Origin of the sequence: Vibrio sp. 10N.286.46.A8 (genome assembly GCF_041470165.1) — a bacterium.
Classification (GTDB): domain Bacteria; phylum Pseudomonadota; class Gammaproteobacteria; order Enterobacterales; family Vibrionaceae; genus Vibrio; species Vibrio tasmaniensis_A.
The window spans coordinates 1-4040 of sequence record NZ_JBFRLX010000301.1 but is presented as its reverse complement, the minus strand read 5'-3'; the positions used below and the strand labels follow the sequence as shown (position 1 = coordinate 4040).

The window sequence follows — 4040 nt, the reverse complement described above, 5'->3', positions numbered from 1 at the left end:
TCTTCTAAAAGCCGCCCGAGTTAAACTCGGGCGGCTTTTTTGTATCTATTGTTTTGTCCTAAAACGTATTCCTTTTGATATGTGTGTATCGAATGATAAGTCATGACTATTGTTCCTCCATAGCACCTTAATATGTTGATGGGCATATATGAAATTGGCGAAATATACGCTTAATAAATGGTTTTTCATCCGCTTTGTGCTGAACATTGTCTCAAGTTTGGGACTACTCTCTGCTTTATTGCTATCACATCGTTTGCCTCAAGCAATGTCTTATATTCGCTCATGATTTATCTACTTTATTCCTGTATATCTTTATAGGATTAAAGAGATGTAACATCGCTGTGAGTTTATTTGCATATAAATCAATGCACTACTAACGTTTAATTTGTGTTTTAGAAATCCATAGAGAATAAGTGAATTTGTGAAAAGGAGTCTCTTAGCACAGACATGGCATTTTTTATGGGGAAGACTAGGCTTAACAGTAAGTAAACTATAAAAAAAACAGGTTAAATACTTATCTCTTTTCAACTCGAAGAGGCACAACAAAAGATTGGCCATTGATGAGGGGTAAGTATGAATTTGATTAAAGCCTGTAATGATTAACAAAAATAATTTGTACAGCTCTAGATAAGAGTGCTTGTGATAACGGGGGATATATGGATATTGAGGTTTCGCGCCAAGCTGCGGTTGTTGAAGCAGTAAGTGGGGATGTGGTTGTAGTAACACCTGACGGCAACCCAAAAAAAGTTCTAGTTGGCGATATCATCCGTGAAAATGAGATAGTCATTACCGCAAATAATGCAGAACTTGTATTAGGTGCTCCAAATGGTGAGGTTCTGGTTGGCGAGAATTGTGTTGGATGTATTGACCAAGAATTGTCTTGGGCTGATGCCCCTGTCGCCGGAGAGGTCAATTTCGATCTAGAGCAATCTGACGACGGAGCATTTACTGACGATGATATTGCGGCAATCCAAGAAGCTATTTTAGGTGGCGCCGATCCTACTGAAATTTTGGAAGCAACGGCTGCTGGTGAAGGGCTAGGCTCTGCAAATGCTGGCTTTGTTACGATTGAATACAATAATATTCAAACTCAGCCCTCGACATTCTTTGAGACATCAGGGCTTGCGAAAGAAGAGGTAGAGGAAACTCGAGAGGAATTTAGAACGATCACCCGTTCAGCTGGTGGTCAATCGATCAGCGAATCAGTCACTGAAGGTTCTATTTCTGGCAATACCTACCCCCAATCTATTACGACCACAGAAACGATTATTGCGGGCAGTTTAGCTCTAGACCCAGATTCTTTTGTCCCAGACACACTCTCCCTTGCTTCACTCCTAAGTGAGCTTAATAACGACATTACATCAAGCGGCCAAGTTGTCACGTTTACTTACGACTCGGTAACGAATTCCATTGTTGGTGTTCAAGGTACTGACGAAGTATTACGTATCGATATTGATGCTACTAGTGTTGGCAATAATATCGATATCTCATTAACCACCACGATTTCTCAATCTATTGATCATGTTCCGTCTATCGGTGGTGGGCAGGTCTCTTATACTGGCGATCAAATTAACTTTGCTTTTGATATTCAAGGTGAAGACTCCGCAGGAAACCCAATAGCATCACCAATTAATGCGCTGGTTACTTTATTTGACGGGGTGAATCCGTCTGCTGAAAGCGTGAATATCAATAATGTAGAAACGAGTAGTGCACCTATTGAAGGCACTTTTTCTAATATTGGAAGTGATAAACTTCAATCTGCTGTCTTTGATGCAAGTGCGTTAGGAGAGTTTGATGGGTTGCTCAGTGATAACCAAAATACGGTAGCAAGACTGTCTGATGACGGAACAACGATCACTCTGTCTATTCAAGGGAGAGGTGAGGTTGTTCTCACAATCTCTCTCGATACCGATGGCACATATAATTTCCAACAGTTTAAACCAATAGAAGAAGTGAGCTCCGACACGCTTTCATTCTCTCTACCGATCACGGTTACCGATTTTGACCAGGATGTCGTAACGAATACGATTAAGGTTGATATCTCTGATGGTGATAGCCCGTTCATTATTAATGTTGATGGCATCGATGTTGATGAGTCAGGCATTGTTGGCGGCTCACAAGAAGGAACAACCCCAGTAGGCGGTATTGGCAGTATCACAGCAAGTGTTTTTGAAAGTGACATTATTGACCATTACGAACTTGAACCGACTGAATTTAATACAGCGGGAGCCTTGGTTTCCAATGGTGCTGCCGTTCAATTAGAGTTAGTTAGTCAAACCAATGGTGTGAGAACGTATGAAGGTTATGTTGAGGTCAATGGATCTCGAATTACGGTCTTTGACGTTAAAGTCGATAGTCCATCATTGGGGAATTATGAATTTACTCTGTACGAATCGCTTTCACATCAAGGTTCTGAAGGTGAGTTGCTAACCTTTGTATTGCCCATTTACGCGGTTGACGCGGATGGTGACCGCTCTGCACTATCTGGTGGGTCAAATACACCAGAAGCTGCTGAGATCTTAATCAGTGTAAAAGATGATGTGGTCGAACTCATCGATAATGTCGTTTCCGTCGATGAACCGACCTTAGCTGGTGATACTGTTGTTTCTTACAATCTATTCAACTTTGAGGGTGCGGATGGTTCGACAATCCAATCACTGTCTTACGATGGGGTCGAATACAAGTTAGACCAAAATCTACTCCCAGATGCGGCACAAACTTTCCCATTTACAGAAGGGGTTGCAACGATTTCACTCAATGGTGATTTTAGTTTTGAAGTCGCTCGTGATATCAACCACTCAAGCAGCGAAACCATAGTAAAACAATTTGCCTTTTTAGCTGAAGATGCTGATGGTGACGAGAGCTTCTCAACGCTTGATCTTAGTATTACTGATGGCCAAGATCCGGTAATTAACCTAGTTCCACCAGTGACATTATCTGAAACGAATCTTGGTGACGGATCTTCGCCAAGCGGAAATGCGGTTAGCGCCACTGAAACGATTACGTTTACAGCCGGTAGTGATGATGTCGCGAGTTTTCGGATTGATCCAAACTTATTCAATACCAATGATACGCTCAAATCGAATGGGCTTGTCGTTGAACTCAAGGAAGACCCCCAGAACTCAGGTACTTACATAGGTTTTGTTAACGATGGGGTAAACCCTGATGTCCCAGTATTCACGATTAGCTTTTCTACAAGCACATTAGGGGAATACACCTTCACGCTGCTTGAAGCGTTAGATCATGAAGATGGCCTTGCAAATAACGAGCTAAACTTTGAACTGCCTGTTTACGCCGTGGACACTGATGGCGATAGCTCGCAAATTTCCCCGCTTACAATGACCATCGGTGATGATGTGCAAATCATGAAAGATGGTGTGCTCAATATTGTTGAGCCGACGGTTGCGGATTTGGCTGCTGGTAAGGTGACGACTGCCACCATTGATGTGATGCCTGATCAGAGTGCTGATGGCGCGACCATTACCCAGATCACGTATGATAATACCGTTTACATCTTGAATCAGGGCTTAACGGGAGAGCAGCTTATCACTGTGCCTGAGGGAAAACTGTTTGTTACCCTTGAAGGTGAAATACGCTTTGAACCCAATCGCGATTTAAACCACACAAGCAGCGAAGATATCGTTAAGACGATCGTGGTGACGTCAAGTGACTTTGATAAAGATCCGGTGACATCCACCGTTACTTTGACCATCACCGATGGTGATATTCCAATCATCAATACTATTCCAAGCGTCACGCTATCAGAATCTAACCTTACAGATGGCTCGGCAGCAAGCAACGCGCCTGTGAGTCAAACCGAGACGATCTCGTTTACCAATCAAAGTGATGATGTAGTCAAGTTCCGTATCGATCCTGCTCAATTCAACACCAACGACGCGCTTAAATCGGGCGGGTTAGCCGTCGAGTTACGTGTCGATCCACAAAACAGCAACCAGTACATTGGCTTTGTGAAAGATGGAGCCAACCCAGAGGTTCCCGTCTTTACTATTAGCTTTTCTACCAGCACGGTGGGTGAGTAC

At 42.9% G+C, this 4040-nt stretch carries 1 protein-coding gene; it reads left to right on the top strand.

Annotated elements, in window-relative coordinates; translation table 11 throughout:
* Nucleotides 1-656: 656 nt before the first annotated feature.
* On the top strand, nt 657-4040 hold a 3384-nt coding region (locus AB4232_RS21815), incomplete at its 3' end, for a retention module-containing protein (protein ID WP_372088001.1).